22 protein-coding genes and 2 other RNA genes are annotated in these 22,361 nt (G+C 66.6%); 12 read left to right on the top strand and 12 right to left on the bottom strand.

Annotated features, from left to right (window positions below; all coding sequences use genetic code 11):
• Positions 1-195: 195 nt before the first annotated feature.
• The 6 genes from rnpB to IT41_RS06920 all read right to left on the bottom strand — a co-directional run bounded on the left by rnpB (position 196) and on the right by IT41_RS06920 (position 7,048).
• An RNA gene (rnpB, locus tag IT41_RS19420) (RNase P RNA component class A) lies at positions 196-564 on the bottom strand.
• A gap of 41 nt (positions 565-605) precedes the next feature.
• Positions 606-3,005 carry an ATP-dependent helicase gene (locus IT41_RS06940; protein ID WP_036739834.1) on the bottom strand — a complete coding sequence of 800 codons (2,400 nt, stop codon included), beginning with the start codon at positions 3,003-3,005 and terminating at the stop codon, positions 606-608.
• An 86-nt stretch (positions 3,006-3,091) separates the two neighbouring features.
• A complete protein-coding gene (locus IT41_RS06935; protein WP_052081324.1) occupies positions 3,092-3,370 on the bottom strand; it encodes a DUF2484 family protein in 279 nt (92 codons plus the stop codon).
• Positions 3,367-4,794: a UDP-N-acetylmuramate--L-alanine ligase gene (murC, locus tag IT41_RS06930; RefSeq protein WP_036739833.1), complete on the bottom strand. Its 1,428-nt coding sequence runs from the start codon at positions 4,792-4,794 to the stop codon at positions 3,367-3,369. The genes IT41_RS06935 and murC overlap by 4 nt, the downstream gene beginning before the upstream one ends.
• A complete protein-coding gene (locus IT41_RS06925; RefSeq protein ID WP_036739831.1) occupies positions 4,791-5,882 on the bottom strand; it encodes a UDP-N-acetylglucosamine--N-acetylmuramyl-(pentapeptide) pyrophosphoryl-undecaprenol N-acetylglucosamine transferase in 1,092 nt (363 codons plus the stop codon). Before IT41_RS06925 ends, murC begins: the two co-directional genes overlap by 4 nt.
• Positions 5,879-7,048 (bottom strand): FtsW/RodA/SpoVE family cell cycle protein, encoded by a 1,170-nt coding sequence (locus tag IT41_RS06920; RefSeq protein WP_036739829.1) that lies wholly within the window; start codon positions 7,046-7,048, stop codon positions 5,879-5,881. Before IT41_RS06920 ends, IT41_RS06925 begins: the two co-directional genes overlap by 4 nt.
• A gap of 195 nt (positions 7,049-7,243) precedes the next feature.
• Between IT41_RS06920 and IT41_RS06915 the strand changes: the two genes are divergently transcribed.
• From IT41_RS06915 to IT41_RS06880, 9 genes are all read left to right on the top strand, one after another.
• On the top strand, positions 7,244-8,107 hold the full coding sequence (locus IT41_RS06915; RefSeq protein ID WP_036739827.1) for an ATPase: 864 nt from the start codon (positions 7,244-7,246) through the stop codon (positions 8,105-8,107).
• Entirely contained in the window at positions 8,107-9,030 is a 924-nt protein-coding gene (locus IT41_RS06910) for a homoserine O-succinyltransferase (protein WP_036739824.1), read from the top strand. The genes IT41_RS06915 and IT41_RS06910 overlap by 1 nt, the downstream gene beginning before the upstream one ends.
• Before the next feature lie 62 nt (positions 9,031-9,092).
• On the top strand, positions 9,093-9,986 hold the full coding sequence (gene ppk2, locus IT41_RS06905; protein WP_036739820.1) for a polyphosphate kinase 2: 894 nt from the start codon (positions 9,093-9,095) through the stop codon (positions 9,984-9,986).
• Between the two features lie 69 nt (positions 9,987-10,055).
• Positions 10,056-10,595 carry a GNAT family N-acetyltransferase gene (locus IT41_RS06900; protein ID WP_269429299.1) on the top strand — a complete coding sequence of 180 codons (540 nt, stop codon included), beginning with the start codon at positions 10,056-10,058 and terminating at the stop codon, positions 10,593-10,595.
• Between the two features lie 104 nt (positions 10,596-10,699).
• Positions 10,700-11,755 (top strand): ABC transporter substrate-binding protein, encoded by a 1,056-nt coding sequence (locus tag IT41_RS06895; protein WP_036739817.1) that lies wholly within the window; start codon positions 10,700-10,702, stop codon positions 11,753-11,755.
• 141 nt (positions 11,756-11,896) lie between these two features.
• Positions 11,897-12,248, top strand: a transfer-messenger RNA (tmRNA) gene (ssrA, locus tag IT41_RS19800).
• Between the two features lie 129 nt (positions 12,249-12,377).
• Positions 12,378-14,153 carry an SLC13 family permease gene (locus tag IT41_RS06890; RefSeq protein ID WP_036739813.1) on the top strand — a complete coding sequence of 592 codons (1,776 nt, stop codon included), beginning with the start codon at positions 12,378-12,380 and terminating at the stop codon, positions 14,151-14,153.
• Positions 14,154-14,254: 101 nt separating this feature from the next.
• Complete coding sequence (locus tag IT41_RS06885; RefSeq protein ID WP_036739810.1) at positions 14,255-15,532, top strand: lytic murein transglycosylase; 1,278 nt, start codon at positions 14,255-14,257, stop codon at positions 15,530-15,532.
• 97 nt (positions 15,533-15,629) lie between these two features.
• Complete coding sequence (locus IT41_RS06880; RefSeq protein ID WP_036739806.1) at positions 15,630-16,190, top strand: hypothetical protein; 561 nt, start codon at positions 15,630-15,632, stop codon at positions 16,188-16,190.
• Positions 16,191-16,203: 13 nt separating this feature from the next.
• Here IT41_RS06880 and IT41_RS06875 read toward each other — a convergent pair whose 3' ends face one another.
• Genes IT41_RS06875 through IT41_RS06860 form a run of 4 tightly spaced genes read right to left on the bottom strand, consistent with a single transcriptional unit; the run spans position 16,204 to position 18,676 of the window.
• Positions 16,204-17,046, bottom strand: a complete 843-nt coding sequence (locus IT41_RS06875) for an ATP-binding protein (protein WP_036739803.1) — start codon at positions 17,044-17,046, stop codon at positions 16,204-16,206.
• A complete protein-coding gene (gene tatC, locus IT41_RS06870; RefSeq protein WP_036739801.1) occupies positions 17,039-17,878 on the bottom strand; it encodes a twin-arginine translocase subunit TatC in 840 nt (279 codons plus the stop codon). Before tatC ends, IT41_RS06875 begins: the two co-directional genes overlap by 8 nt.
• Entirely contained in the window at positions 17,879-18,379 is a 501-nt protein-coding gene (tatB, locus tag IT41_RS06865) for a Sec-independent protein translocase protein TatB (protein WP_036739798.1), read from the bottom strand. It lies immediately after the preceding gene.
• An 18-nt stretch (positions 18,380-18,397) separates the two neighbouring features.
• Entirely contained in the window at positions 18,398-18,676 is a 279-nt protein-coding gene (locus IT41_RS06860) for a twin-arginine translocase TatA/TatE family subunit (protein WP_036739795.1), read from the bottom strand.
• 166 nt (positions 18,677-18,842) lie between these two features.
• Between IT41_RS06860 and IT41_RS06855 the strand changes: the two genes are divergently transcribed.
• The 3 genes from IT41_RS06855 (at position 18,843) to IT41_RS06845 (ending at position 20,326) form a co-directional block, all read left to right on the top strand.
• Positions 18,843-19,454 (top strand): MarC family protein, encoded by a 612-nt coding sequence (locus IT41_RS06855; RefSeq protein ID WP_036739788.1) that lies wholly within the window; start codon positions 18,843-18,845, stop codon positions 19,452-19,454.
• Positions 19,454-20,029, top strand: a complete 576-nt coding sequence (locus IT41_RS06850) for a retropepsin-like aspartic protease family protein (RefSeq protein WP_052081323.1) — start codon at positions 19,454-19,456, stop codon at positions 20,027-20,029. The genes IT41_RS06855 and IT41_RS06850 overlap by 1 nt, the downstream gene beginning before the upstream one ends.
• 93 nt (positions 20,030-20,122) lie before the next feature.
• Positions 20,123-20,326 carry a dodecin family protein gene (locus IT41_RS06845; RefSeq protein ID WP_036739785.1) on the top strand — a complete coding sequence of 68 codons (204 nt, stop codon included), beginning with the start codon at positions 20,123-20,125 and terminating at the stop codon, positions 20,324-20,326.
• Positions 20,327-20,372: 46 nt separating this feature from the next.
• Here IT41_RS06845 and IT41_RS06840 read toward each other — a convergent pair whose 3' ends face one another.
• Both IT41_RS06840 and IT41_RS06835 read right to left on the bottom strand, forming a co-directional pair.
• Positions 20,373-20,822, bottom strand: a complete 450-nt coding sequence (locus IT41_RS06840) for a DNA polymerase III subunit chi (protein WP_036739784.1) — start codon at positions 20,820-20,822, stop codon at positions 20,373-20,375.
• Positions 20,822-22,306, bottom strand: coding sequence for a leucyl aminopeptidase (locus IT41_RS06835; RefSeq protein ID WP_036740021.1), 1,485 nt, complete (start codon positions 22,304-22,306; stop codon positions 20,822-20,824). Before IT41_RS06835 ends, IT41_RS06840 begins: the two co-directional genes overlap by 1 nt.
• Positions 22,307-22,361 lie beyond the last annotated feature (55 nt).

Here is a 22,361-nt window from a genome sequence, read left to right as displayed (position 1 = left end):
GAAATTCCTGAAACCCGGCTTTTAACGACGCGGCCGGCCGTGTCAACCGGAAAACATGGCCCGGAACCGGCTTTCGCCGATAGAGGTGAAGCGGATCACGCGACTGTCGGGGCCGCGGCTGGCCCGCCATCAGGCTTTCCGCACGGTGCCGCAGGATCGGACGCGACAGGAGGGCCGCCGGAGCCGGGGAAACAAACGCGCGGATGGCCTGTAAGCCGGATTTTGTTCCGGGGTTGCCCCCTTCGATGACCATTCATCTGGCCCCGCCATTGCTGACGGGATCTAGCTGCCAACCCGGACCTGCTGGGGCGAAGGCGGCCCTGTCTTGCGACGCGCGGTCCCTATTCGGCATTGCTCCCGGTGGGGCTTGCCGTGCCGAGACTGTTGCCAGCCCCGCGGTGGGCTCTTACCCCACCGTTTCACCCTTGCCCGCGACCAGCGCGGGCGGTCTGTTCTCTGTGGCGCTTTCCCTGGGGTTGCCCCCGCCGGGCGTTACCCGGCACCGTGCCTTCATGGAGTCCGGACTTTCCTCGACGTTGCCGCCGCGGTCATCCGGCCATCCGCGCCCAAGGCAGATATGCTGCCGGGCCGGGGCGGTCAAGCGCTCAGAACGGCACGTCGTCCAGACTGTCGCCCGCCGCGGATGCCGGCTGCACATAGCCCGCCTTGACCGTCTTGAAGCCGGCGGTGAATTCGACGGTCAGCGTATCCTCGGCCATGCCCATGATCGTGCCATTGCCGAATTTCTGGTGAAAGACCCGGTCGCCCACGGTGAACCGCGCTGCCGGTTCGGCGTCGATGGTCACCGGCGTCCGGCGAACGGGCTGCGCGGGTTGCGCCCTGCGTTCCTGCATCCGCTTCCAGCCGGGCGAGTTATAGACATCGGCGCTGGCCGCGCGGTCATGCATGCCCGAGGGCGCAAAGGGCTGCGCCTGCGCCGCCGCGCCGTAACCGCCGCCATAAAGGCCGGGGGCCGTCAAGACATCGACATGTTCCTCGGGCAGTTCGTCGATGAAGCGCGAGGGCAGGCTGGACTGCCATTGCCCGTACATGCGGCGGTTGCCGGCAAAGCTGATCGTCGCCAGTTCCTCGGCCCGGGTGATGCCGACATAGGCGAGACGGCGTTCCTCCTCGAGGCCCTTCATGCCGGATTCGTCCATGCTGCGCTGGCTGGGGAACAGCCCGTCCTCCCATCCCGGCAGGAAGACGATGGGATATTCCAGCCCCTTGGCGGCATGCAGCGTCATGATGCTGACCTCTTCGCCGCGTTCGCCGCTGTCATTGTCCATGACCAGCGCCACATGTTCCAGAAAACCTTGCAGATTATCAAACTCTTCCAGCGCCTTTATCAACTCTTTCAAGTTGTCGAGCCGACCCGGGGCATCGGGCGATTTGTCGTTCTGCCACATGGCGGTATAGCCGGATTCGTCCAGGATCCGCTCGGCCAGTTCGACATGGTTCACCCTGCTGTCGAGGACATCCGCATGCCAGCGCCCCATGCTTTCGGTGAACCGCCGCAGCGCGGCGGCGCCCTTGCCGCCCAGCACGCCCGTGGCCACGGCCGAGGCCGCGCCCTCGAGCAGCGACAGGCCGCGGCTGCGCGCCTCGTACTGGATCTTCTGCACCGCCTTGTCGCCAAGCCCCCGCTTGGGGGTGTTAACCACCCGCTCGAAGGCCAGATCGTCGGCGGGGCTGACCGCCAGCCGGAAATAGGCCATCGCGTCGCGGATTTCCTGCCGTTCATAGAAGCGCGGCCCGCCGATCACCCGATAGGGCAGGCCGATGGTCATGAAACGATCCTCAAAGGCCCGCATCTGATGGCTGGCCCGCACGAGGATGGCGATATCATTCAGGCTGCGCTGGCCGATGGAATGGCGGTGCCCGCCCTGAAAGGCCTCGATTTCCTCGCCGATCCAGCGGGCCTCGGCCTCGCTGTCCCAATGGCCGATCAGGCGAAGCCGCTCGCCCCCCTCGGCCTCGGTCCAGAGCGTCTTGCCCAGCCGGCCCTTGTTCGCCGCGATCAGCCCGGAGGCGGCGGCCAGGATATGCGGGGTCGAGCGGTAATTCTGTTCCAGCCGGATGACTTTCGCGCCGGGGAAATCCGTCTCGAAGCGCAGGATATTGCCCACCTCGGCGCCGCGCCAGCCATAGATCGACTGGTCGTCATCGCCCACGCAGCAGATATTGCGATGCGCCTGGGCCAGCAGCCGCAGCCAAATGTATTGCGCGCTGTTCGTGTCCTGATATTCGTCCACGAGGATATAGCGGAACCGCTCCTGCCACTGGTTCAGGATATCGGGATGGGCCTGGAACAGGCTGACGCAATGCATCAGCAGATCGCCGAAATCGACCGCGTTCAGCTCCAGCAGCCGGCGCTGATAGGCCGCGTAAAGCCGCCCGCCCCAGCCGTCAAAACCGCGCTCCTCGCCCTTGGGTAGGCGCGCGGGCGTCAGGCAACGGTTCTTCCAGCCGTCGATCAGATGCGCAAGCTGGCGCGCGGGCCAGCGCTTTTCGTCGATATTCTCGGCCGCGATCAGCTGTTTCAGCAGCCGGATCTGATCGTCCGTGTCCAGGATGGTAAAGCCGGTCTTCAGGTGCAATTCGCCATCGCCGATCAGTTCGGCATGGCGGCGCAGGATCTTGACGCTGATCGAATGGAAGGTGCCCAGCCATGGCATGCCCTCGACCGCCTCGCCCAGCAGGCGGGCAATGCGATCCTTCATCTCGCGCGCGGCCTTGTTGGTGAATGTCACCGCGAGGATGCGACCCGGCGTCGCCTTGCCCAGCGTCAGCAGATGCGCGATCCGCGTGGTCAGGGCGCGGGTCTTGCCGGTCCCTGCCCCGGCGAGCAGCAGGACAGGCCCCTCCAGCGCCTCGACCGCCTCGCGCTGCGCGGGGTTCAGCCCGTCCAGATAGGGCGCCGGCCGCGCCCCCAAGGCGCGCTGCGACAGGGGAACAGGCGCGGCGGCGGCCTGAAAGGCGTCGGAATCGTCGAAATCGCTCATGCGCGCAGCATAGCCGTCAATATCCGCAGCGAAAAGCCTTGTTCTGGAAATGTTCCCGCCCGAGGGCCGGCAAAGGCGGCGCGGCGCTAATGCAGGCCACGCTCCGGCTGCGACTGACGACGGCGGCGCAGGAGCCCGGCGGGCGGCCAGACCAGCAGCGACAGGCCAAGCGCCAGGAACAGCACCCCGAAGGCCGGGCCCAGCAGATAGGTCATCCAGCCCAGCACCGGCACGCCGCAGACCACCAGCCCGAACAGTGCCGCGTTGCGCCAGCGGGCGCGAAACAGCGGCACCAGACAGGCGACAAGCACCCAGAGCGCCACGGCCAGCGCCGCGATCGGCAGGGGAAAGGCAGGCAGGCTCACGCGGCTTTCTCCTGCAGGCGTTCGGGCAGGTTGTTGGCCCAGGTGGAGATCGTGCCGGCGCCCAGGCAGACGACCATGTCGCCGGGACGGGCCTGTTCGCGCACCAGCCGCGCCAGATCGGATTCGTCGATCACCGCGCGGGCATGGCGGTGGCCATGCGCGATCAGCCCGGCGACCAGATCGTCGCGCGAGGCGCCGGGGATCGGGTCCTCGCCGGCGGAATAGACCTCGGCGATGGCGACGACATCGGCCTCGTTGAAACAGGTGCAGAAATCGTCGAACAGGCTGGACAGGCGCGAATAGCGATGCGGCTGATGCACGGCGATGACGCGGCCCCTGGTGGCCTGTCGCGCGGCCTTGAGCACGGCGGCGATCTCGACCGGGTGATGGCCGTAATCGTCGATGATCGTGACCCCGTTCACCTCGCCCACGCGGGTAAAGCGGCGGCCGACGCCGCCGAACTTGGCCAGCGCCTCGCGGATCTCGCTGCGCTTCATGCCCAGATGGCGGGCGACGGCGACGGCGGCCAGCGCATTGCTGACATTGTGATCGCCCGGCATCGGCAGGGTGCAGCCCTCGATCACCGGGGTCTGGCCCTCGTTCAGCTCGGCCTCGCCCTGCAGGGCGATATCGAAATGCGCGATGCCGTTCTCATAGGTCAGGTTCATGGCGCGCACATCGGCCTGGGCGTTGAAGCCGAAGGTGGCGACGCGGCGGTCGGTCAACTTGCCGACCAGCGCCTGCACCTCGGGATGGTCGGTGCAGCAGACGGCCAGCCCGTAGAAGGGGATGCCCGAGGCAAAGTTATAGAACCCCTGGCGCAGCGCGTCGAAGCTGCCCCAATGCTCCATATGTTCGGGGTCGATATTAGTGACGATGGCGATGGTCGCAGGCAGGCGGTTGAAGCTGCCGTCGCTTTCATCCGCCTCGACCACCATCCATTCGCCTGCGCCTGCGCGGGCGTTGGAGCCATAGGCGTGGATCACCCCGCCATTGATAACCGTCGGGTCCAGCCCGCCCGCGTCCAGAAGCGTGGCGACCATGGTGGTGGTCGTCGTCTTGCCATGGGTGCCCGCGATGGCGATGTTGGATTTCAGGCGCATCAGCTCGGCCAGCATCTCGGCGCGGCGCACGACGGGCAGGCCACGGCGGCGGGCCTCCTCCAGTTCCGGGTTGCCCTTCCGGATCGCGGTCGAGATGACGACCACGCCGGCCTCGCCGATATTCTCGGCGCGCTGGCCCTCGAAGACAGTGGCGCCAAGGCTTTCCAGCCGGTCGGTGATCTTCGAGCGTTTCGCGTCCGAGCCCTGCACCTCGTAGCCCAGTGTCATCAGCACCTCGGCGATGCCCGACATGCCGATGCCGCCGATGCCGATGAAATGGATGGGCCCCAGTTCGCCGGGAAGTTTGGTCGCTGCGTTCATCGGCTCAGTTCCGTCACTAGATCTGCAAGGCGCTGCGCTGCATCGGGGCGGCCCAGCGAAAGCCCGGCGGCTGCCATCGAGCTGGCGCGGGCACTGTCTGAAAGGATCCCCAGCATCTCGCGCCTGAGGCTTTCGGCGTCAAGCGCGGATTCGGGGAAAACCACCGCCGCGCCGGTTTCCGTCAGGGCAAGGGCATTGGCGGTCTGATGGTCGCCGGTCGCGGCGGCATAGGGGATCAGGATCGCGGGCCGGCCGATCACGGTAATGTCGGCGACCGACGAGGCCCCTGCCCGGCTGACGACCAGCTGGCATTCCGCCAGCCGCCGCGCCACATCGTCGAAAAAGGGCTGCACTTCGGCGCGGATGCCGGCCGCCGCATAGGCCGAGGTGACGCGCGCGGCGTCCTCGGCCCGGGCCTGATGGCTGACCGAAAGACGCGCGCGCAGATCCTCGGGCAGGCCGCCAATCGCGGCGGGCACGACATCGGAAAGAAGCCGCGCGCCCTGGCTGCCGCCGATCACCAGCAGGTTCAGCGCACCCTCGCCCGGCGGGGCATAGGGCGCGCCGGCACGCTCCAGCACGGAGGCGCGGACCGGGTTGCCGGTATGGGCGCCCTCGACCCCGCGGGGCAGATCGGTCGGCCAGGTACCGCAGGCGACCCTGTCGACGCGGCGGGCGAACAGCCGGTTCACCCGTCCCATGACACCGTTCTGTTCGTGGATCATGCGCGGCAGGCCCATGCTCAGCGCGGCGGACATGGCGGGAATCGTCGGGTAGCCGCCGAACCCCACCACCACCGAGGGCCGGTCGGCGCGAAAACCGCGGCGCGCGGCGATGACCCCGGCGGCGATCTTGAAGGGCGCGGTCAGCTTGCCCGTCAGCCCGCCGCGCGCGGTGGTGGCCGAGGCGACGACCTCGCGCGCGACCTCGGCCGGGAAATTGCCGGCATAGCGGGCGCCGCGCTCGTCGGTCGAAAGCTTCACCCGCCAGCCGCGGCGCAGCAGGGTCTCGGCCAGCGACTGCGCGGGGAACATGTGCCCGCCGGTGCCGCCGGCGGCGATCAGGCACAGGGGCGCGCCGGCACTCATCGCCGCCCCCGGCCGATGATATCGCCCATCCGGCCCTGCGGCCGGCTTCGCGTCAGGGCAAGCAGCATCCCCACCGCGATCCCCGAGGCGATCAGCGACGAGCCGCCATAGCTGATGAAGGGCAGCGTCATGCCCTTGGCCGGCAACAGCCGCACCGCCACGCCCATATTGATCAGCGCCTGCACGCCGAAAGTGGCAGCGAGCCCGGTGCCCGCGATCCGGATGAAGGGGTCGCGCTCGTCGCGCAGCCGCATCAGCGAACGTATCACGATGGCGCCGTAAAGCAGGATGATCGCGATCACCATGATCAGCCCGTATTCCTCGGCCGCGACGGCGATGATGAAATCGGTATGCGCATCGGGCAGCGACCACTTGACCGTGCCCTCACCGACGCCGACGCCGAAGAACCGGCCCTCCTGAATCGCATTGGTGGCATAGCCCAGCTGCGTGCGGGGATCGACATCGTTGCTGAGAAAGCCGTTGATCCGGCGGGCGAAATGCTCGGACGCGCCATAGGCGAAGATACCCCCCAGCCCGGCCAGCCCGAGGACGACGGACAGATAGAACAGCGGCGCGCCCGCGATGAAGAACATCACGCACCAGGAAAACAGCAGCAGCGAGGCCTGGCCGAAATCGGGCTGCAGCGCCAGCAGCACCACGCTGAAGGCGGCCAGCGCAAAGGAATAGACGCGCCCCGGCGGGCCGCCGACCTCCTGGCTGGCGGCCATGAACCAGGCGCAGATCGCGACGAAACAGGGCTTGAGGAATTCCGAGGGCTGCACCGACACGCCACCCGGCAGCCGCAGCCACCGCACTGCGCCCTTGCCGAAATCGCTGCCGATGAAAGGCAGCGCCAGCAGCACGATCAGCGCGGCGAAAAAGCCCAGAACGCCCAGCCGGCGCACCAGCCTGGGCGGGAAGGTCGAGACGAGCAGCATGGTCAGCAGCGCCAGGACGCCGAAAATGGCCTGACGCCAGACATAGAAGAACTGCGGCAGTTCGTTACGCTCGGCCAGCGGCACCGAGGCGGCGAGCCCCAGCAGGATCCCGATCGAGAACAGGCCCAGCACGCAGGCCAGGGACCAGCGGTCGAGCGTTCGCCACCAGCGTGGAAGAATTGGGTCGCCAGCCCTTAGGGGCGTGGTGCCAAAGACCATCTCGGTCATGGATTACCGCCGTCACTGCCTCGTATACTGCCCGTTTGCCGGGTCTGTGGCGAATCATAGCGCGATTAATCCCGCCGCGCTACTGCCGATTCCACCGTTTCGCGCCGATTGCCATGCCAGCCTGCCCGGCGCGGCCCCCTTTTTTTCGTCCGCGCGCCGGACTAACTATCTGCAAGCCCTGCGAAAGGATGGCCGATGCTTTACAAGACCAAAGCCGAATGGCTGACAGCGCCGAAAAAGCGCGTGCTGTTTTTCGGCATGTCCGGGCTGGGCAAGACGCATCTGGCGCTGATGCTGCGAGCGACGGGCAGCTGGTTTCACTACTCGATCGATTACCGCATCGGCACCCGCTACATGGGCGAGCTGATCGCCGATAATTTCAAGCGCGAGGCGATGAAGAACCCCTTCCTGCGCGACCTGCTGCTGTCGGATTCGGTCTATATCGCCTCGAACATCACCTTCGAGAACCTGGCGCCGCTGTCCACCTATCTGGGCAAGCCCGGCAGCGTGACCCGCGGCGGGCTGGAATTCGACGAATACATGCGCCGCCAGAACCAGCATCGCAGCGCCGAGATCGCGGCGCTGCTGGATACCGGCCATTTCATCCAGCGGGCGCAGGAAATCTATAATTTCGGCAATTTCGTCTGCGATTCCGGCGGCTCGGTCTGCGAGGTGGTCGATCCTTTCGCCGAGCGTGACCCGGTTCTGGACGCGCTGGAACGCGATCTGCTGCTGGTCTGGCTGAAAGGCTCGGAGGCGCATACCGAGGAACTGGTCCGCCGCTTCGACCGGGCGCCCAAGCCGATGTATTACCAGCCGGAATTCCTGGACCGCGCCTGGACCGATTACCGGGTCGAGATGGGCCTGCGCGAGGATCAGGTGAACCCCGACGATTTCATCCGCTGGACCTATGCCCGCGCGCTGGCGCATCGCCAGCCCCGCTATCAGGCCATGGCCCGGCGCGGTGTCACCGTGCGCGCCGAGGAACTGGCCGCCCTGCGGACGCCCGACGCATTGATCCATCTGATCGGCGACGCCATCGACAGAAAGGACGCCTGATGCCCATTACCCTGCCCAACGACCTGCCCGCCTTCGACATCCTGTCGAACGAGGGCGTCATGGTGATGTCGCCGGGCCGTGCCGCCACGCAGGACATCCGCCCGCTGCGCATCGGCCTGCTGAACCTGATGCCCAAGAAGATCCAGACGGAAAACCAGTTCGCCCGGCTGATCGGCGCGACGCCGTTGCAGATCGACTTTCACCTGATCCGCATGTCCGACCATGAAAGCCGCAACACCGCGGCCGATCACATGCTGTCCTTTTACCGCAAGTTCTCCGAGGTCGAGGCCACGGGCGAGAAATTCGACGGGCTGATCATCACCGGCGCGCCGATCGAGCACCTGCCCTTCGAGGAGGTCAGCTATTGGCAGGAGCTTCGCCGCGTCTTCGACTGGACGCAGGGCCATGTCCATTCCACCTTCGGCGTGTGCTGGGGCGGCATGGCGATGGCCTGGCATTTCCACGGACTGGTCAAGCACATGCTGGCGCACAAGGCATTCGGCTGTTTCCGGCATCACAACATGGCGCCCGCCAGCCCCTATCTGCGCGGCTTCTCCGATGACGTGCTGGTCCCGGTCAGCCGCTGGACCGAGGTGCGGCAGGACCAGGTGGACGCGATTCCGGCGCTCAGGACGCTGATCGCCTCGGATCAGGTCGGGCCCTGCCTGCTTGAGGACACGGCCCATCGCGCGCTCTATGTCTTCAACCATTTCGAATATGACAGCACCACGCTCAAGGACGAATACGACCGCGATGTCGAGGCGGGCAAGGCGATCAACGTGCCGGTGAACTACTATCCCGACGACGATCCCACGCGGCCGCCCAGCAACCGCTGGCGCAGCCACGCGCATCTGCTCTATGGCAACTGGATCAACGAGATCTACCAGACGACGCAGTTCGATCTGGCAAAGATCGGCACCTAGCAAGCCTCTTTTCAGGACCGGAACCGCCCTCCATAGTGCAGGAAAGCACGAGGAGAGAGAGAATGGCCAAGAACGAGATACCCTTGCCCCACCAGCCCTATATCGGCGCGATCACCCAGTTTCTGGAAAAGGACGCGCCCAAGGAAATCCGCAAGGCCATCGAAAACGCCGGCAAGAACGATATGCTGGACCCGTCCTATCCTTATTCGGACGACATGAAAGGCAAGGATTACGACGCGCATATGGCGGCGCTGCAGGTGCAGCTTGTCCATATGATGTGCGACGTGATCAATGCCGGCAAGCGTCTGGTCGTCGTCTTCGAGGGCCGCGACGCGGCGGGCAAGGGCGGCACCATCGAACGCGTGCGCGAGAACCTGAACCCGCGCTCGGCCTATATCGTCGCCCTGCCCAAACCCGACGACCGCGAGTTGAACCAGTGGTATTTCCAGCGCTACGCGGACCGGCTGCCGGCCAATGGCGAAATCGCGATGTTCGACCGCAGCTGGTACAATCGCGGCGTCGTCGAAAGGGTGTTCGGCTTTTCCAGCGACACCCAGCGGGAAACCTTCTTTCGCCAGTTGCCGCTGTTCGAGAGCATGCTGGTCGATGACGGCACCGTCCTGGTCAAGCTGTGGCTGAACGTGGGCCGGGCCGAACAGCTCAGGCGCTTTCTCGCCCGCGAACAGGATCCGCTCAAGCAATGGAAGCTCAGCTCGATCGATGTCGACGGGTTGCGGAAATGGGACGAATATACCGAGGCGATCCAGGATACCCTGGCGCGCAGCCATTCCGGCATCGCGCCCTGGACGGTGATCCGCTCGGACGACAAGAAGCGGGCGCGGATCGCCGCGATCCAGACCATCCTGCGCAGCATCGATTATCCCGGCCGCAACGATCAGCTGATTGGCACGCCGGATCCCGAAATCTGCGGCGGCCCCGAGATCCTGGGGCTCTGATCGCGCCGGTCGCGGGCGCGACGAAACCCTGCGCGGCGGGATCGCCACGGGTTTCAGGACCTGCATGCCATGCAACAGTTCACGGGAAACGACATGGATATCCGCGACGCCGACGAGGGCGATATCCCGGCAATCACCGGGATCTACAATCACGCAGTGCGCCACACGACGGCCACCTGGAACGAAACCGAGGTCGATGCCGCGAACCGCGCCGCATGGCTGCACGACCGCCGCCGCGCCGGCTATCCGGTGCTGGTCGCGGTCAGCCCGGAGCGGGGCGTGATGGGCTATGCCTCCTTCGGGGATTGGCGCGCCTGGGACGGCTATCGCCATACGGTCGAACATTCGGTCTATATCCGCGCGGATTGTCACGGTCAGGGCCTGGGCGCGGCGATGATGACCGCCCTGATCCGCCGCGCCCGCGACAGCGGCAAGCATGTCATGGTCGCCGCGATCGAATCCGGCAATGCCCGCTCGATCCGGCTGCACGAAAAGCTGGGCTTCGTACATTGCGGCCGGATGAACGAGGTCGGCACGAAATTCGGCAAATGGCTGGACCTGACCTTCATGCAGTTGCGGCTCGACGACCGCAGCCAACCCGACCCCTGACCGCACCTGCCAAAAGAACAGCCCGCGCGCCCCGCACGAGACTTGCGGGACGCAGATAGCCCGGCTAGCGTTTCACCATTCCGCCACATATCGAAAGGCCCCAGATGAAACTCCTGCGTTCTTCCGCCATCGCGCTGGTTCTGGCCGGCACCGCCGCCAGCCTGCCCGCCCGCGCGGCCGATCCCGAACTGACCGTCTTCGACTGGGCCGGGTTCGAGGAACCGGCGATCTGGCAGGGCTATGTCGACAAGCATGGCGACGCCCCGACCTTCGCGCTTTACGGCGACGATGACGAGGCGTTCCAGAAACTCGCCTCGGGCTTCAAGGCGGACATCGCCCATCCCTGCTCGCAGATGGTGTCGAAATACCGCGATTCCGGCCTGATCGAGCCCTGGGATGTCTCGAAGATCCCGGCCTTCGAGACGATCGCACCGCAATTCCTCGATTCCGAAGTGTTCAGGGATGACCAGGGCGTCTGGTATATCCCGGCCGACTGGGGCGCGACCGCCGTCGCCTATAACACCGAAACCGTCCCGGCCGAGGATATCGCCAGCCTGAACATCTTCATCGACCCGAAATATCAGGGCCGCACCTCGCTGCCCGATTCGGCCGACGATGTCTGGGCGCTCGCCTATCTTGCGACCGGCGTCACCGACTGGACCAAGGTCACCGACGAACAGTTCCAGGCCGCTGCCGACTGGCTGCGCCAGGCGCATCAGAACGTCGCCGCCTATTGGGCCGACCCGGCGCAGCAATCGCAGCTGATGGCCTCGGGTGCGGTGGATGTGGCCTGGTCCTGGAATGACGGCGTCGTGCTGCTCCAGGCCGAGGGCTACCCGGTCGGCTTCCAGCGCGCCCCGAAAGAGGGTTCCTCGACCTTCTTCTGCGGCTTCATCAACCTCAAGGACGGGCCCGGCAACGAGGAAAAGGTCTATGACTTCGTGAACGCCTGGCTCGCGCCCGGGGCCGCCAAGGGGCTGCTCGACACGATCGGCTACGGCCATACCTCGACCGTCGCGATGGACACGATCAAGGACGAGCAGGCGGTCAAGGACGGGCTGTCGCCGGTCGATGCCCCGATCCTGGCGCAGACCCCGAACGATCCCGGCCAGCGCGAAAGGCAACTGGCCGAGTTCGAAAAGATCAAGGCCGGTTTCTGACCTCGCCGAGGAACCATGTCGGGGGCCGAAGCGCCAGCCCCTTCTTCTTCACCCAAATATCCCCAAAGGGGTGAATTGGCCCGCCCGCGGGCCAAGAGGGGAACCGGCGGTTCCCCTCCTTTCGTCACGCCGGATCGCACGGATCTTGACGCTGCCCCCCGGCAACCTTACATTTCATCTGCTCCCTCGGGGGCTATGGACATAAACGGCAGTTTTACTAGCTGGACTGGACTCGGCTGCGAAGCCGACACCTCCACCAAATATCCCTTCGTTGGGGGCCTATGGGGGTGAAACAGGATCGACAGACTGTGAACGAGCTGATCTTTGTCCCGGTGAGCCACCACCGTTATCGGTGCAAAACGTACAGTTGCCAACGACAACCGTGCTCCGGTCGCGCTGGCTGCGTAAGCAGTTCGCAAGACCGAAACTTAAGCCCTTGCGCCTAGCCGCGTAAGGCGGGGTTCGCAGGCACCTGGCAACAGAAGCCTGCACTTTCCCCCAACATCCGCACCACCCCGCAAATGGAACCCCGGCCGGTTTCCGGCATTGGCTCTGGGTGACAGGCGCCCTGCCGGCACGGCAGAACCGCAAAGCCCAGCCCTTTCAGATCCCGCGAGGCCAGATGACCCAGGACCAGATCGCCCTTTTCAGCCTTTTCGCGGTTCTGATCGCGCTTCTGATCTGGGGGCGCTGGCGGCATGACATCGTGGCGGTCGCGGCGCTGATGGCGGCGGTGCTGCTGGGGCTGGTGCCCGCCGATCGGGCATTCACCGGCTTCGGCCATCCGGCGGTGATCACGGTGGCGCTGGTGCTGGTCGTCTCGGCCGGGCTGATGCGGACCGGCGCCGTGCATCTCATGGGACGCTACCTGGCCCGGCCCGAAAGCCCGGTGCCGCTGCACCTGCTGCGGCTGGGCGGCGCCGGCGCGGCGCTGTCGGGGGTGATGAACAATGTCACGGCGCTGGCGCTGATGATGCCGCTCGATCTGCAGACGGCACGCAAGGCGGGCCGCTCGGCGGCGCTGACGCTGATGCCGCTGGCCTTCCTGACCATCCTGGGCGGCATGGTCACGCTGATCGGCACGCCCCCCAACCTGATCATCTCGGGGTTCCGGGCCGAGGCCACGGGCAAGCCCTTCCGCATGTTCGACTTTACCCCGGTCGGCGGTGCGGTGGCGCTGGCCGGGCTGGCTTTCGTGGCGCTGTTCGGCTGGCGGCTGCTGCCCCGGCGCGAGGATCTGCACGAGGGCGCGGCCGAAAAACAGATGCGCGAATACGTGGCCGAACTGGTTCTGGGCGAGGACAGCCGCGCCGAGGACATGACCCGCGCCGAGATCGAGGCGGCGGCCGAGAAATCCGATGCCACGCTGGTCGCGATCACCCGGCGCGGCCGGCGCGTCTATGGCCTGCCCGACCGGGTCACGGCCGAACTGGGCGATATCCTGCTGTTTCACGCGGTGCCGGCGGCGCTTGAGGAACTGCGCCTTGAACTGGGGCTTTCCTATCCCGACGGGCGCGAGGCCGATGCGCCGCTGATCGCCAGCGAAGGCCAGACCATGATCGAGGTCGTCGTCGCCAACCAGTCGCGGCTGCGCGGGCGCACGGCGCGGCAGGTGCGGCTGGGTAAGGATTACGATTCGGTGCTGCTGGGCATCATCCGTCAGGGCCGCACGATCCGCGCCCGCTTGCGCGACACCCAGATCGAGCCCGGCGATATCCTGTTGCTGCTGGTCCCCGAGGCCCGTGCCGCCCAGGTCATCGAATGGCTGCATGTGATGCCGCTGGACGGGGCCGAACCGGTGATCAAGGAAAGCCGCGTGGGCTTTGCCATCGCGCTGTTCGTCGCGGCGCTGGCCGCGGTCAGCCTGGGCTGGATCACCATGCCGATCGCCCTGGGGCTGGTTCTGGTCGGCTATGTGCTGGGCGAGGTGCTGACCGCCGAGGAACTTTATGACCATGTGGACTGGCCGGTGATCGTGCTTCTGGGCGCGCTGATCCCGCTGGGCCTGGCGATGGAGACGACCGGCGCATCGGGCCTGATCGCCGGCTGGCTGGCGCGGATGACCGACGGCATGGCGCCATGGGTCGCGCTGACCGGGATTCTGGTTGCGACCATGTTCATCTCGGATGTGCTGAACAACAATGCGACCGCGATCCTGGCCGCGCCGGTGGCGCTGAGCCTGGCCGAACAGACCGGCACCAATCCCGACACCTATCTGATGGCGATCGCGGTCGGGGCCTCCTGCGCCTTCCTGACGCCGATCGGGCACCAGAACAACACCATCGTCATGGGGCCGGGCGGCTACCGCTTTTCCGACTATTGGCGCATGGGCCTGCCGCTCGAGATCATCGTCACCGCCGTCGCCGTGCCGATGCTGCTGATCGTCTGGCCGCTCTAGCCCCGCGCGCGCCCCGCCGGTTTCGCCTTTCGGGCCGCGCCATGTCGCGCTAGGTTGCCGCAAGGACCCGAACAGGCAGAACCGGACAACAGGGGACATTGATGCATTTTCCGTTGAAACTGACGGCCGGGCTGACCGCCCTGACCATGATCCTCGCCTCGTGCTCGATGGGCAGTTACAGCCCCGGCGGCGTCGCGCAGACCGCGCAGGAAATCAAATGGGGCCGCTACCAGAACCCCGACCCGGCCAAGGTCGCCGGCATGCAGAGCTGGATCGCGGGCTACCGGGCCTCGGCCCGGGCGGCGGGGATCAGCGACGCGACGCTGGATCGTGCCTTCGCCGGCGTGACCTATAACCCCGAGGTCATGAGCCGCACCCGCAATCAGGCCGAGTTCAAGAAATCGCTGTGGGAATATCTGGAAAACGCCGTTTCCGAAAAGCGCCAGACCAATGGCCGCGCGGCGCTGGCGCAATATGGCGGCGTGCTGAGCCGCGTCGAGGCCGCCTACGGCGTCGACAAGGAGGTGGTTGCCGCCGTCTGGGGCATGGAATCCACCTATGGCGAGCGGCGCGGCGACATGCCGGTGATCGAGGCGCTTTCGACGCTCAGCTACGAGAATTATCGCGGCAGCTTCTTCCGCAGCCAGCTGACGGCGGCGCTGAAAATCCTGCAGGCCGGCGATGTCGATGCCGCGCGCATGACTGGCTCATGGGCCGGGGCGATGGGGCACACCCAGTTCATTCCGACGACCTATCTGGCCTATGCGGCGGATATCACCGGCGACGGGCGGCGCGACATCTGGTCGAACGATCCCAGCGACGCGCTGGCCTCGGCGGCGAATTATCTGGCGAAATCCGGCTGGCAGCGCGGCCTGCCGGCGGCGGTCGAGGTCACCCTGCCCGCGGGTTTCAACATGGGGCTGGCCGGCAAGGGCAAGCGCCGCTCGGTCGCGGACTGGCAATCGCTGGGCATCCGTCAGGCCAATGCCCGGCCCCTGCCCCCCGGCGGCACCCCGGCCGAGCTGATCGTGCCGGGCGGGCGCAGCGGCGCGGCCTTCCTGATCACCCGCAATTTCCACGCCATCCTGCGCTACAACAATGCCGACAGCTATGCGCTGGCGGTGTCGCATCTGGCCGACCGGCTCAAGGGTTATCCGGGGCTGGCCAATCCCTGGCCCGCCGATCACCCCGGATTGCGGATCGAGCAACGCAAGGAGATGCAGCGCCTGCTCACCATGCGCGGCTTCGACACGCAGGGGATCGACGGCAATGTCGGCTCGAACACCATCGCCGCGATCCGCGCCTATCAGGCCGCGCGCGGCCTGCCGGTGACGGGCGAGCCCAACGCCGCGCTTCTGGAACAGTTGCGCCGGGGCTGAGGCCGGGCGATGCGGCGGGGCGGGTCGCCATACCTGCCCCCGTCAAGCCGACCGGATCGCAGCGACCAGGGCCCGACCCGCAGAAAGAGAGCCATTCATGCCGCAAGATACGCGTCCTGTCCTTTCCGTCGCCGTTCGCCGGTTCGACAGGAATTTCGAGCAGCATATCAGGAAATCGCTCAGGCAGCTTCAGGAGGCCGCCGCCGAACAGCCCGGCTATCTGGGCGAGCAGAACAGCGTTTCGCATGTCGAGGATCACTGCGAACTGGTCACCGTCTTTGCCTTCGATTCGCAGACCAATCTCGACAATTGGGAAAACTCCGAGCTGCGAAACCGGCTCATCGCCGAAATCGACAGGCATCCGCATGAAAGCACGAAACATACCGGCTTCGACGATTTCTCGGTTCTGCTGCATCCGCAATCGAAGGTGACCCGGATCGAGATCGTGCTGGTGCTGATCTTCTGGATCATCCTTCTGTCCGGGGTGCTGAACCGGATAGCGGATTTCGTGCTGCCTGACAGCTTTCCGCCGGCCCTGCGCTATGTGCTTACGATTTCGGTCAATGTCGGGCTGATCAGCTATATCTTCCTGCCCTGGTCCAGCCGCATGCTGACAAGGCTGCGCGACAGGCTGGAAAGCCTGAGACGCGATCGCTGAAGCCCGCCGCGGCTCAGACCGAGATGCCGCTGCGCCCCGCCAGATCGGTAAAGAACTGCCAGGCCACCCGGCCGGAACGCGCGCCGCGCGTCGCCTGCCATTCGATCGCCTCGGCGCGCAGTTGTTCGTCCCCGATTACCACGCCGTAGGCGTCGCAATAGCCGCGCACCATGGCCAGGTATTCGTCCTGGCTGCAGGGGTGAAAGCCCAGCCACAGCCCGAAGCGATCAGACAGCGAGACCTTTTCCTCGACCGCCTCGCCGGGATGGATCGCGGTCGAGCGTTCGTTGTCGATCATGTCGCGCGGCATCAGGTGGCGCCGGTTCGAGGTCGCATAAAGGATCACATTCGCCGGCCGGCCGCTGATCCCGCCATCCAGCACCGCTTTCAGCGATTTGTACTGCGTATCGTCATGGCTGAAGGACAGATCGTCCGAAAACAGCAGGAAACGCCGGTCCCTGGCGCGGCCCAGAATGGCCAGCAGCCGCCCGACCGAGCCCAGATCCTCGCGCGCGATCTCGACCAGCACCAGCGGCAGGCCCTGCGCCACGGCCTCGGCATGGACGGCCTTGACCAGCGAGGATTTGCCCATCCCCCGCGCGCCCCAAAGTAGCGCGTTATTGGCCGCATGGCCGCGCGCGAATTGCAGCGTATTGGCGAGCAGCGTGTCCTTGGAGCGGTCGATGCCGATCAGCTGCACCAGATCGACGCGGTTCACCGTGCCGACCGGCTCCAGCCGGTCCGGGTCGGGCTGCCAGATATAGGCGCTTGCCTCGGAGAACGAGGCTTCGGGCGCGGCGGGCGGCGACATCCGCTCAAGCGCCTCGGCAATGCGGGTCAGAACCTTCCTAGACATCGGCTTCCTGTTCTTCGCGGGCGCGTCTGCGCTCGATCCGCGCGACAAGCTGGATCGAGACCTCGTAAAGCCCGTAGACCACGGTGAACAGCACGACCTGGCTGATCACATCGGGCGGCGTGACAATGGCCGCCATGACGAGGATCACCAGCACCGCATATTTGCGCACGCTGCCAAGCCCCTCGGCAGAGACCAGCCCGGCCTTGCCCATCAGTGTCAGCGCCACCGGCAGCTGGAACGAGATGCCGAAGGCCAGGATGAACTTGGTGGTCAGGGTCAGATATTCGCTGACCGAGCCCTGGAACACGATGCCCGCCAGCGCATTGTTCTCGACCTCTGCCCCGGGATCTCCGGGCAGCGCCATCGGTCCCTGCTGGAAGCCCAGGAAAAAGTCATAGGCCATGGGCAGGATGACATAATAGGCGAATGCCGCGCCCAGAAACATCATTGCCGGCGAGGCGACCAGAAAGGGCAGGAAGGCGGCCTTTTCGCTGCGATAGAGCCCCGGCGCCACAAAGCGCCACATCTGATAGGCGATCACCGGAAAGGCCAGGACGAAGCCGCCCAGAAAGGAAATCTGGATGGCGACGAAGAACCCCTCCTGCAGCTTCAGCAGGATCAACCCGCATTCCTGGCCGCGCCCCTCCAGCGCGGTGCAGATCGGGCGGGTCAGGAAATTATAGATCGGGTTCCAGACCGTATAGCACAGGACCATCGCCACGACGAAGGCCAGCACCGACCAGATCAGCCGGGTGCGCAACTCGGCCAGATGTTCGATCAACGGGGCCGAGCTGTCGTCGATATCGTCGGGACGCTTGGGATTGGCGGACACTCAGCGGTCTTTCGTATCTGACCGGCGCACCGCATGCAGGCGGCGCTGACCGGGTTCGTGTTCGGGGGCCGGCGGCAAGGGGGCGGCGCCGGTCTCTGCGGCCGGCTCTGCGCCCGACCCAGCGGGCAGCGCGCTGGCGGGTGTCTGGCTATCCGCCGGCAGCGGTCCCGCCTGCCCCGGATCGGCCGGGGCCGGGTCGTTGCGCGCGGGCAGCTTCGGGTCCCATTTCTCGAACCGGTCGGCGGCGCGGTCCAGCGCGTCCAGCCCCAGCGATTTCTTCGAGGTCAGGGATTTCACATCGCGCAGCGTCTTGGTGGCATCGTCAATGCCGCTGGTGCGGGCGGCGTCCTCCATGGCGCTGGAGAATTCGCGCGCCATGGCCCGCGCCCGGGCCGTGATCCGGCCCAGCGAATGAAACAGATGCGGCAGGTCCCGGGGCCCGACCACGATCAGCGCCACCACGCCGATCAGCAGCAGCTCGCTCCAGCCGATATCCAGCATTTCGGCGTCCCGCGCGGATTACGAACGGTCGCCGTCGCGCGGCGTCACGTCGCGCAGCGCCTCGTCGGCCTGATCACGCGCCTTCGCGGCATCCTCGGCCGGGGCCTGAGCGATCGGCTTTTTCGCCTCATTGGCGGCGTTGTCATATTCCTCGGCGCCGTCCTTCACGCCCTTCCTGAAGGCGGTGATGCCCTTGCCCACCTCGCCCATCAGCGACGAGACCTTGCCGCGCCCGAAAAGCACCAGCACGACCACCGCGATCAGCAAAAGGCCGGGAAGGCCGATATTGTTCAGCATCTTTTACACTCCCTTGCCGGCGGAACCGGCGTTGATGGGCCTTATCTAGGGATTCGCCGCGCCCAATGCAAAGGCCAAACACGGGCCGCCGCCCATCGGCGAAGCTGGCGCCGTTGGCCGGCGCGGTTCTTTTCTTCCCCGGAAAACCGCGCGATATATCGTAATCATGGAGAGCACCCAGATCATCAGCGCCTTTGTCACGCTCTTTGTCGTGATCGACCCGATCGGGCTGGCACCGCTGTTCATTGCGCTGACCCGCGGCATGACGCCGCAAAAGCGGCGCCGAATCGGCTGGCGGGCGCTGGCCATCGCGGCGGCGCTGCTGACGCTGTTCGGGCTGGCGGGCGAATCGATCCTCGCGGGTATCGGCATCTCGTTGCCGGCCTTTCGCATCGCCGGCGGCATGCTGCTGTTCCTGACCGCGCTCGACATGCTGTTCGAGCGCCGGACCGAACGCCGCGAGGGGCAGACCCCCGGCGACGAGGACGACCCTTCGGTCTTTCCTCTGGCGACGCCGCTGCTGGCCGGCCCCGGCGCGCTGGCCACGATGATCCTGCTGGTCGGGCAGGATGCCGGCGCCGCCCACACGGTGATGATCCATCTGGTCATGTTCAGCGTTCTGGGCATCGTCGCGATGCTGTTCGCCGTGGCCGATCCGATCGCGCACATGCTGGGCCGGACCGGAACCATGGTGCTGACCCGGCTGTTCGGGATGCTGCTGGCCGCGCTGTCGATCCAGTTCGTGATCGACGGTCTCAAGGGGACGGGGCTGTTCTGATGGGGGATCAGTTCGCCCGCTTTGCCTATCTGGCGCTGCTGCTGGTCGCGGTGGGCGGCTTTCTGCTGGTCGAGTTGCGCGAACGCCCGGGCCGGACCCTGCGCATGGCGGCCGCCTGGGGGCTGATCTTTCTGGGCGCCATCGCGCTGGCCGGGCTGTGGCCCGAGATCCGCAATGCCGTCGCCCCGCGCGAACGCGTCCTGGCGGGCGGCCGGATCGAGGTGCCGGTCGGCAATGACGGCCATTACCGGCTGACCGCGCGGGTCAATGACATCGCCATCCGCTTCGTCGTCGATACCGGCGCCAGCAGCATCGCGCTTGGCCCCCGCGATGCCGAACGCGTGGGGATAGATCTCGACGATCTGGCCTATATCGGCCAGGCAAGGACCGCGAACGGCATTGTCGAGACGGCGCCGGTCCGGCTGGAATCGGTCACCATCGGCGATATTCGTGACGCGCGCGTGCCGGCCATGGTGCTGCGTGCCGATCTGGATGAATCGCTGATGGGCATGTCCTACCTGTCACGCTTTGCCCGAGTCAGCATCGAGGACAGCGTGCTGATCCTGGAACGCTGAGCGCCCGCCCGGGCGCGCCATCCGGAATCGCGGCATGGAACCCCGGCCCCGGGGTTCCGCGTTGGTCCGGGCATGTCACCACAGGAGGTCACGATGAGCATTGCCCGGGTTACCGAAATTTCCGCCGCCTCGGATGTCAGCTTCGAGGATGCCGTCAAGCAGGGCGTCAAGCGCGCCAACGAGACGCTGCGCAATGTCGTCAGTGCCTGGATCAAGGAGCAATCCGTCGATTGCGGCGACGGCCAGATCACCCGCTACCGCGTCAACATGATGGTGACCTTCGTCCTTGACGACTGATCCGGGCGCCCGCGTCCGGCCGCCGGTATCCGGCCGGGCAAGGCGGCTATTGCCTGCGTTCCCAGCGGCCGCCGGCCTCGGACCAGTATTCGGCAGCCACGCCGGCATCCTTCAGCGCCCGCCATTGCGCGCGGGCGCGCTCCAGCGCGTCGGGATCGTTGCCGTCGAATACGATGCAGGCGCGCTCCAGCCCGTCGCATTCCGCGCCCGCGACCTCGGCCCCGTCCAGCGCGATCAGGCAGCGCGGCGCATTGGCCGCGACCTGCCCCTCGCTGGTCAGCAGGACCGGCTGGCGCGCGTCATGCGGACCGCCGGCCAGACCATGGGGCAGGAAGCCCTCGCCCTGCCAAAGCGCCTCGTCCAGCGCCTCCTGGCGCGCCCGGTGCCTGCCCCGCAGCTCGACCCGCCAGCCGGCCTGCAGGCTCTTGCCGATCAGCATCGGCAAAAGCTGCCCCGGCCCCGAGCGGGTCAGGTGATAGAACAGGGCCGAGCCCATCAGCCCTTGGCCTCGTAGCGATCGCGCACCAGCCGGTCCAGCGTCATCACGCCCCAGCCCGTCGCCCCTTTCGGCGCGAATGTGGTGGCTGCGGGCGGCAGGGCCACGCCGGCGATGTCCAGATGCGCCCAGGGCGTGCCCTCGGCGATGAAGCGCTGCAGGAACTGCGCCGCGGTGATCGAGCCGGCCGGGCGGCCGCCGGTATTCTTGACATCCGCCAGCCGCGAATCGATCTGCTTGTCATAGGCCGCGCCCAGAGGCAGGCGCCAGGCGCCCTCGCCCTCGGCTTGGGCGGCCTTCAGCACCGCCTCGGCCAGCGCGTCGTCATTGGCGAACAGCCCGGCATTCTCATGCCCCAGGGCAATGATCACCGCCCCGGTCAGCGTCGCCAGATCGATCACCGCCGCCGGCTTGAAGCGGTCCTGCGCGTACCAGAGCACATCGGCCAGCACCAGCCGCCCCTCGGCATCGGTATTGATCACCTCGATCGTGTCGCCCTTCATGGATTTCACGATATCGCCGGGGCGCTGCGCGCGGCCGTCGGGCATGTTCTCGACCAGCCCGACCAGCCCCACGACATTGGCCTTGGCGCGGCGCAGGGCCAGCGTGCGCAAGACGCCCGCGACGACGCCCGCGCCGCCCATATCCATGGTCATCTCTTCCATGCCGGCGGCGGGCTTGATGGAAATGCCGCCGCTGTCGAACATCACGCCCTTGCCGACCAGCGCCAGCGGCGCCTGGTCCTTCGGGCCGCCGTTCCAGCGCATCACCACGACCTTGGACGGGCTTTCCGAGCCCCGCCCGACGCCCAGCAGCGCGCGCATGCCCAGTTTCGCCAGTTCGTCCTCATCCAGCACCTCGACCTCAAGGCCCAGTTCGCGCATGGCCAGCAGGCGGTCGGCGAAATCGCCGGTGGTCAGGACATTCGCCGGCTCGTTGACCAGATCGCGGGTAAAGAACACCCCTTCGGTCACGGCGGCGCCGTCGGTGGCGGCGCGGCCCAGCCCTTCGGGATCCTTGTGCATGAAGCCGACGCGGCCGCGCTTCGGCGCATTCTCGTCCTCGCCGGGCTTGCGCGACTTGTAGGCCGAGAAATCATAGGCCCGCAGCGCCAGCCCCTGGGCCACATCCGAGGCGCGCGGATGGTTGTCGGCGATCACCAGCAGGTCCGACTTGTCCAGCGCCGCGCCGATGCTGGCCCCGGCCTTGCGCGCGGTCGCGACATCGGCGTCGCGCGGCAGGTTGACCAGTTGCAGCGCCTCGGCCTGCAGGCCGGCGGGAAAGGCCAGCTCCAGCGCCTTGCCCGGCTTCGCGTCCTTCCAGGCGCGCGAGTCCAGCGCGCGCAGCGCCGCCTCGCGCGTCGGGCGCGGCAGCCCCACCGGCAACCTGCCATTCCGCGCGACCAGAACGGCGATGCGGCCGGTGCGCCCGGCCAGCCCCGTCATGTCCATTGCCGCGAAAGAAATTTCGACCGGATGTGTCATCGTCACGCCTTTCTCATCGATCATTGGACAGAAACTAGACAGGCGCGCGCCGCTT

This window comes from Paracoccus halophilus (genome assembly GCF_000763905.1).
Classification (GTDB): domain Bacteria; phylum Pseudomonadota; class Alphaproteobacteria; order Rhodobacterales; family Rhodobacteraceae; genus Paracoccus; species Paracoccus halophilus.
The sequence above is the reverse complement of the archived record's forward strand: the minus strand, read 5'-3'. Positions and strand labels throughout refer to the sequence as shown.

Excerpts from the sequence above, each read along its gene's own strand:
- IT41_RS06940 (WP_036739834.1), bottom strand. The coding sequence starts at position 3,005 with ATGAGCGATTTCGACGATTCCGACGCCTTTCAGGCCGCCGCCGCGCCT.
- murC (WP_036739833.1), bottom strand. The coding sequence starts at position 4,794 with ATGAACGCAGCGACCAAACTTCCCGGCGAACTGGGGCCCATCCATTTC.
- IT41_RS06925 (WP_036739831.1), bottom strand. The coding sequence starts at position 5,882 with ATGAGTGCCGGCGCGCCCCTGTGCCTGATCGCCGCCGGCGGCACCGGC.
- IT41_RS06920 (WP_036739829.1), bottom strand. The coding sequence starts at position 7,048 with ATGACCGAGATGGTCTTTGGCACCACGCCCCTAAGGGCTGGCGACCCA.
- IT41_RS06915 (WP_036739827.1), top strand. The coding sequence starts at position 7,244 with ATGCTTTACAAGACCAAAGCCGAATGGCTGACAGCGCCGAAAAAGCGC.
- IT41_RS06910 (WP_036739824.1), top strand. The coding sequence starts at position 8,107 with ATGCCCATTACCCTGCCCAACGACCTGCCCGCCTTCGACATCCTGTCG.
- ppk2 (WP_036739820.1), top strand. The coding sequence starts at position 9,093 with ATGGCCAAGAACGAGATACCCTTGCCCCACCAGCCCTATATCGGCGCG.
- IT41_RS06900 (WP_269429299.1), top strand. The coding sequence starts at position 10,056 with ATGCAACAGTTCACGGGAAACGACATGGATATCCGCGACGCCGACGAG.
- IT41_RS06895 (WP_036739817.1), top strand. The coding sequence starts at position 10,700 with ATGAAACTCCTGCGTTCTTCCGCCATCGCGCTGGTTCTGGCCGGCACC.
- IT41_RS06890 (WP_036739813.1), top strand. The coding sequence starts at position 12,378 with ATGACCCAGGACCAGATCGCCCTTTTCAGCCTTTTCGCGGTTCTGATC.
- IT41_RS06885 (WP_036739810.1), top strand. The coding sequence starts at position 14,255 with ATGCATTTTCCGTTGAAACTGACGGCCGGGCTGACCGCCCTGACCATG.
- IT41_RS06880 (WP_036739806.1), top strand. The coding sequence starts at position 15,630 with ATGCCGCAAGATACGCGTCCTGTCCTTTCCGTCGCCGTTCGCCGGTTC.
- IT41_RS06875 (WP_036739803.1), bottom strand. The coding sequence starts at position 17,046 with ATGTCTAGGAAGGTTCTGACCCGCATTGCCGAGGCGCTTGAGCGGATG.
- tatB (WP_036739798.1), bottom strand. The coding sequence starts at position 18,379 with ATGCTGGATATCGGCTGGAGCGAGCTGCTGCTGATCGGCGTGGTGGCG.
- IT41_RS06860 (WP_036739795.1), bottom strand. The coding sequence starts at position 18,676 with ATGCTGAACAATATCGGCCTTCCCGGCCTTTTGCTGATCGCGGTGGTC.
- IT41_RS06855 (WP_036739788.1), top strand. The coding sequence starts at position 18,843 with ATGGAGAGCACCCAGATCATCAGCGCCTTTGTCACGCTCTTTGTCGTG.
- IT41_RS06850 (WP_052081323.1), top strand. The coding sequence starts at position 19,454 with ATGGGGGATCAGTTCGCCCGCTTTGCCTATCTGGCGCTGCTGCTGGTC.
- IT41_RS06845 (WP_036739785.1), top strand. The coding sequence starts at position 20,123 with ATGAGCATTGCCCGGGTTACCGAAATTTCCGCCGCCTCGGATGTCAGC.
- IT41_RS06840 (WP_036739784.1), bottom strand. The coding sequence starts at position 20,822 with ATGGGCTCGGCCCTGTTCTATCACCTGACCCGCTCGGGGCCGGGGCAG.
- IT41_RS06835 (WP_036740021.1), bottom strand. The coding sequence starts at position 22,306 with ATGACACATCCGGTCGAAATTTCTTTCGCGGCAATGGACATGACGGGG.